This is a genomic window from Photorhabdus sp. P32 (assembly GCF_038085095.1).
Taxonomy (GTDB): Bacteria; Pseudomonadota; Gammaproteobacteria; order Enterobacterales; family Enterobacteriaceae; genus Photorhabdus; species Photorhabdus luminescens.
Genome location: NZ_JAZGJN010000161.1, coordinates 1 through 6,472, shown reverse-complemented (window position 1 = coordinate 6,472; position 6,472 = coordinate 1). Strand labels below are relative to the sequence as shown.

At 37.9% G+C, this 6,472-nt stretch carries 5 protein-coding genes; all 5 read left to right on the top strand.

Annotated features, from left to right (window positions below; all coding sequences use genetic code 11):
• The first annotated feature begins 44 nt into the window (after window positions 1–44).
• The 5 genes from aroA to V2H77_RS01350 are packed head-to-tail and all read left to right on the top strand — an operon-like array spanning window position 45 to window position 5,953.
• Entirely contained in the window at window positions 45–1,394 is a 1,350-nt protein-coding gene (gene aroA / locus V2H77_RS01370) for a 3-phosphoshikimate 1-carboxyvinyltransferase (protein WP_341497365.1), read from the top strand.
• Window positions 1,395–1,413: 19 nt separating this feature from the next.
• Window positions 1,414–2,193: a phytanoyl-CoA dioxygenase family protein gene (locus tag V2H77_RS01365; RefSeq protein WP_341497364.1), complete on the top strand. Its 780-nt coding sequence runs from the start codon at window positions 1,414–1,416 to the stop codon at window positions 2,191–2,193.
• 3 nt (window positions 2,194–2,196) lie between these two features.
• The gene (locus tag V2H77_RS01360; RefSeq protein ID WP_341497363.1) at window positions 2,197–3,942 is read left to right on the top strand and encodes a thiamine pyrophosphate-binding protein; all 1,746 of its coding nucleotides are present in this window, start codon (window positions 2,197–2,199) and stop codon (window positions 3,940–3,942) included.
• A 13-nt stretch (window positions 3,943–3,955) separates the two neighbouring features.
• The gene (locus tag V2H77_RS01355; RefSeq protein WP_341497362.1) at window positions 3,956–5,137 is read left to right on the top strand and encodes a Bcr/CflA family efflux MFS transporter; all 1,182 of its coding nucleotides are present in this window, start codon (window positions 3,956–3,958) and stop codon (window positions 5,135–5,137) included.
• Between the two features lie 27 nt (window positions 5,138–5,164).
• Window positions 5,165–5,953 carry an SDR family oxidoreductase gene (locus V2H77_RS01350; RefSeq protein WP_341497361.1) on the top strand — a complete coding sequence of 263 codons (789 nt, stop codon included), beginning with the start codon at window positions 5,165–5,167 and terminating at the stop codon, window positions 5,951–5,953.
• The last annotated feature ends 519 nt before the right edge of the window (window positions 5,954–6,472 follow it).

The following is a 6,472-nucleotide window of genomic DNA, read 5'->3' as shown; positions in this document are numbered from 1 at the left end:
TTGAAAGATAACGGGTATATTAGTAAAAAATAAAAGGAAAGCTTATGTCTTTAGTAAAATACCTAGCAGTTAGTCCATCTAGCTATATACTTCATTCTGCCTATATACCGTCATCGAAACCAGAAACCCAACGCGCGATTTTAGCTGCCAGTTTGTCTGATGGAAAATCAATTATAAATAATGATTTGCGTTGTTCAGAAACAGCCACAATGAAGGAGGCATGCCGTAGTATTGGAGCAAAAATTATTGAAGAGCCTAGTCGATTAATTATATATGGCACTGGTGGGAAAATTATACCCAATAATAATGTTATTGATGCTATCGGTTCGGGATTAGTCTTTCGTGTAATAACTGCTTTAGCTTGTCATAGCGATACACCGTCTGTAATTTCTGGTGATGCTACTCTCAGAACACGTGTCATGAAGCCTTTATTGAATGCACTTGCTGATTTAGGGGGAAATATCTCCAGTGTTCATATGAACGGAAAAGCACCTTTTATAAATTGGGGAGGGTATGTTGGCGGTGAATGTGAAATCGAAGGAAATATTAGTTCTCAATTTATTACAGCAATTCTTTTCACAGCTCCCCTTGCTAAAAAAAGTACTACAATAAAAATCAAAGGAGAGATCTTATCATTATCATATATTCAGCAAACACTAGAGATTCTCACTATAGCTGGCATCAAATTCCAGCATAATGAAAATTTTTCCAAAATTACGGTATTTCCTGGTGAATATAATCCTGCTGAATATACAATAACCGGTGATTATACTTCGTGTTCTTACTTGGTTGCCGCCGCAACTTTATTTCCATGTGACCTTAAACTAAAAAATATCAACAGCAAAAGCTTGCAAGGTGAGCAGGCTATTCTGACATTTGTTGAAGAAATGGGATTGAATGTTATTAGAAATGATCAGGAAAATGAAATCAGGTTGATTAATAGAAAAGGTTCATTAACTGGATGTTATGAGTTTGATGTTAGTAATTGCCCTAATATTGTACCTACGCTGGCTTCAATAGGAATGTATGTCGATGGTTGTTTCAGAGTTACTGGAGGATCTATTACCCGCCTTCATAAATCACCAAGAATAAAAGCAATGGTACAAGAATTACAAAAGTTGGGTGTCAACATTCGGCCTTTGATTATAAATGGTGTTTATGATGGTTTTGAAATTCATGGAGCACCATCCTATTCAGGAAATTGCAGGCTTTCCAGTTGGGGGGATCATCGTATTTTTATGTCCTTATTTGTAGCATCATTACGTTGCCAACAAGCCAATTTTATTGATGGTTATGAAGATGTTCATTGTTCATTCCCTTCTTTCTTTAAAGAGTTTGAGCAACTTGGTATTACGTTCGAAGAAATAATTTTCCAATCAGAATCAGTTTATTAATTTAGATAGAGTTATAAATATGAATATCAAGAAAAAAATGCACGAAATGGGTTATGTTGTAATACCTGAAGCAATAGGAAAAGAAGAAATTGAAATTATCAGGTCTTTTTATAAAAAAACATCCAAAATAAATAATCTTTCTACTCTTTTACCAACAGATATATTAAAAAACACTGAAGTATTTCATGCTATTTTGAATGATAAATCAATCACAGTTATCAAAGAAATTTTTGGAAAATCTTTTGCTTTATTTCCTAATTTTACTATTCGGGAAAGTGTTTATATTCCTTGGCACAATGATGCGTATTTTTTATCGAATGAGGTAATCAATCCAGATGCACCATTGCAATTTATGCAATGTGCTATATATTTGCAGGATAATGACCCTGATTATGGAGGGGGAATAACATTAATCCCTTTTTCTCATCGACTGAATCAAACCACTGTGAAAAATATGCTAAATACTCCGCAAGCATACGAAAAAGTGATCATGAGTAAGGCTGGTGATCTTGTTCTTTGGGATAATAGAATAACTCACAGAAGTACTTATCCTGATAAAGTGCCTGACAACACAAAATTAGCGTTACAGTGGACAGTTTCTGCATCAGAGCAACATAATGAACTATACCTACAATATCTTCGGGATCGTGCACAACATAGTATGCATGTTTCCGATTATTTACCCAAAAGTCCGAAACCTTATTTTACAGATATGCCTAATGTTCGATACCCGGACTCATTTCATCAAGATTCGTTAAAAATAATGAAAACACAAAATATACACTTTATAGGGCTATGAACTATGACATATTTAGATTATAAGCAGAAAGAAAGTGGAGCATCTTATATATTGAGGCAACTACGCCAGTTAGGTGCGTCTCATCTCTTCATGGTGCCAGGCAAACTCATAAATGCATTCATGAAATGTTACCCGAAAGATAATGATTCAGTATTAGATGTTTTTCCTGCCCCAGTAGTTACCGCCTGTGAAACGGGGGCCGCTTATATGGCAGAAGGATATGCCCGTGTCTCTGACAATTTTGGTATATGTCTGGTCATTGGTGGTCCCGGTGTTACGAATACTCTGACAGGTATAGCTTCTGCCTATACAGATAATTTCCCTGTTTTACTTTTAGCTGGACAAATTTCATCAACAATGGAAATGCACAATGTTTTACAGGACAGTACCCAATCTGGGATTAATCAACAAGTGATTTTTTCTCCAGTAACTCGCGCAACATTTGAAGCTAAAGCGGGTCAATCAATCAGTCGGTTTCTGAGAGAATCACTCAGGGCAATGAAAGGAGTTGAAAGAGGTCCAGTGTATCTGGGAGTAAGTAAGGAAATTTTGAATGAATATGATGGAAGCCGCCCCGATATTAGTTCAACTGTTTCTGATTCCTGGAAAAATCGCCCAGTAGATATTAATAAAATATGCTCACCTAAACTTGAACAATTCATAAATAAAAATCATAATTGCATTATTCTCGCGGGGTTACGTAGTAAAACATCTGAAACTGCTGATATGTTGTTAGCATTTGCAGAAAAGTATCATTTTCCAGTAGCAACAACACTTAGTGGTAAAGGGATATTTCCAGAGGATCATCCTCTGTCGCTCGGTATTTATGGTTATTCAGGTAGTCCCAGAGCTATTGAAGCATTTAAAGATCCGGGATTGGAGGGCATTATTTTATTGGGGGTAGATACAACCCAATGGAGTACAATGCTCTGGTCTCCAGAATTGCAACTTTCTGGTAGAACTATTCAGGTTGATACAAATCCTGAATATCTTGGTAAATACCTTGATATTACTTGTGGAATTACTGCAAATAGTAGTGCTTTTCTAGAGACTCTTGGCGAGTACTACCATAACACGCTCATAGCTGGATGCCTAACACGGGAAAAATGGGTAAAAGACCTCAGTACCGTTCCCAAATATTTTCCTATTGATTTTAGTGCAACAGGTGATGCAAAAAGACACCCCGCATCCTATATCAATATTCTCCAAGAACATTTTCCAGAAAATGGAATTGTCAGTGTAGACTCTGGTGCGCATCGTTCATTCTTTGGTCATTATTGGGTCGCCCGCAGACCTGAAGCATACTTATCCGCTACGACACTCGGGCCTATGGGCTGGAGTATTCCAGCCGGAATAGGCGCTAGCTTCGCAGCACCAGACAGGAAATGTATGGTGATCACAGGTGATGGTTGTATGTTAATGCAGGGAATGGAATTATCCACTGCATCAAAATACCATCGTAATATACTTTTTATTGTCTTCAACAATGCTTCTTATGCCGCAAGCTACTTTAATAATAAAGATAACAGAGCAGATTTAACGAAAATTCCTAATTATGATTGGTGTCAACTGGCTAAGGGATTAGGGGTAAATAGCTTTTGCGTGAATTCTCCTGAACAATTACAGGAGTGCCTAGTCGGGATTATGCAGCAAAACGCCCCTTTTTTGATTGAAATCAAATGTGATAGCCAACACGCTACGCCAAATAAGGAATACAACGGACGCATAAAAACACTCCCTCTTGTATGAAAGGAGCAATGGCATGAAATCAAAACTAATTATCATCAACTCGTGCGTTATCTTAGTACTCGGATTGTTTTCTATCGACCTCTATAATCCAGCACTTCCCATTATAAAAATGGCGCTCTCAATAACAGACAATCAGGCACAGAGCTTGGTTGTTTATTATCTCCTTGGTTTTGCAGTATCTCAGATTTTTTATGGCCCACTTTCTGATAAATACGGGCGTATTCCTGTAATCATATTTTCCTTATTATTTTCTGCTGTTGGTAACTATCTAACTTCTACCGCAGAATCATTTCACACACTCTCATTATTCAGACTACTGACGGGAATTGGCGCAGGTGGATGCCCAGTTATTAGCAGAGCAATACTCAGTGATACTTTTAGGGATAAAACGGAATTATCAAAATCACTGGCAATTTTTTCTATGGCATCACAAGTTTCTCCTGCTTTTGCCCCTATTATTGGAGGCTATATCACTGAGTATCTGCCGTGGAAATTTAATTTTATCGCGCTAGCCATCATGATGTTGTTAGGCGCGATTTTTGTCAAAATGACACTGACGGAAACATCTCCAATGAGACCAAATAGCAATGGTAGACTGGCTGGTTTTCGAATTTTATTATCAGATGTTAATTTTGTTGTATACAGTGTTGTCTCTGCTGTCTTGTTTGCCATTACCATTGGTTATTTTACTGCTAGTCCTTTCGTATTCCAGACCCAATTTGGGTTATCATCATCACAGAACGGATATCTATTTATAATCTATTCTGCTGGAATTGTAATAGGTTCATTGTTAACAAAAAAAGGATTATCACACGCTCCACCTGAACATATTCTTAAAATATCTTTGCCATTATTACTGTCATTCACAGTGATAGCGCTCATTTTTATTCACCTCACTCAGATATTATCAATTGGCCTCATCATTATTTATAGTTTTGCGATAGGGTTGGGGTGTGGGCTATCTTCCCCTTTATTACTCGGGATAAGTTTACATGGTCATCCTGAACTATCAGGAACCGGTAGCGCTTTACAAGGGGCGCTCAAAATGGCCGGGGCAGCTATTGTATTATGGTTTTTCTCCAGTGGTCATACAACAACTGCGACTGGCTTGATGTGGGGACTTTTTGCTCTTGCTCTGATTTGTTTCATTTTAATAGTTTGTACCCAGTACTGGGTGTCTGAAACAGAAAACTGACATTTGTAGAACATATATGGAGAGAATATGGATCTTAAAATAACGGGGCGTTGGGCTGTTATATGTGCAGCCAGCGAGGGTCTGGGCTTTGCTTGCGCAGCGGCGTTAGTTGCAGAAGGTGTAAATGTTGTTATTAATGCACGACGAACTGAACAATTGAAAATGGCAGCGCTACAGTTGCAAGAGATAAATTCAGCCGTGTCGATAAAATGGATATCGGGTGATATAACTCAACCGGAGACACAAAAGGCAGTATTAACAGCTTCACCTATGGTGGATATCCTGATCACAAATGCAGGAGGGCCGCCAACAGGTCATTTTTCTGAATGGAGTCATGATATATGGTATCAGGCAATTAACACCAATATGCTTACACCAATAACCCTGATCCAAGCAGTGATCAATAAAATGGCTGACCGTAGTTTTGGGCGCATCATCAATATTACTTCTGGTACAGTTAAAGCGCCTCAAAATGAGTTGGGATTATCAAATGGAGCACGAGGAGGGCTAACAACTTTCGTTAGTGGTTTGGCAAAATCTCATTTATTAATGAGAAATAATGTCACTATAAACAATCTATTACCCGGAGCATTTGAGACGCAGCGCCTGAGACAAACATTTAAACAAAAAGCATTAAGATGTGGTGATTCACCGGAAAATATGGCAATGCAACGTAGCCAGAAAATTCCCGCAGGAAGATTCGGAATTCCAGAAGAATTTGGAGCCTATTGTGCATTTTTATGTAGTACCCATGCCGGTTATATAACAGGACAAAATATTCTTATCGACGGAGGCGCTTATCCCGGTGTCTTTTAGAGAGTCTGAAAAACTCAATCACCATGAAGCTGCATGATTACTTTTCCAGTCTTATCAAGATATTACAACGGCAGCGAATAATACAAAGCATGAAGGATTTCACCTAAATGATGTCGTGAGTTTTCAGAACAGTGAACGTGAAATTGTGACAGGCACCTCGGTGTGCCTGAGCAAAAAATCAGTCACAGTTCATACTGAAAATGGCATTCACTGAAATGCTGCGCCGCAATTGAGAACGCTGGTAACACACAACCGTTTTACCTATTTTTTATTACGTCATTTTTATAGCTTTCTTCGTAAAATAACAACGGAAAATCACTTTAACACCCACTTATTAGATATATAAAAGCTTTAATAGCTCCGTATTATCACTTTTAAATAATTGTATCAGGTTAAGTAAACGTAAAATAATCGGAGGATAACATCGCCGATAAATGTATTAAATATATACCCTTCATCTTTCAAGCTGCTGCTTTGTTGGCTGTTTTCACTCACCCCAGTCACATCGTTATCTATGCT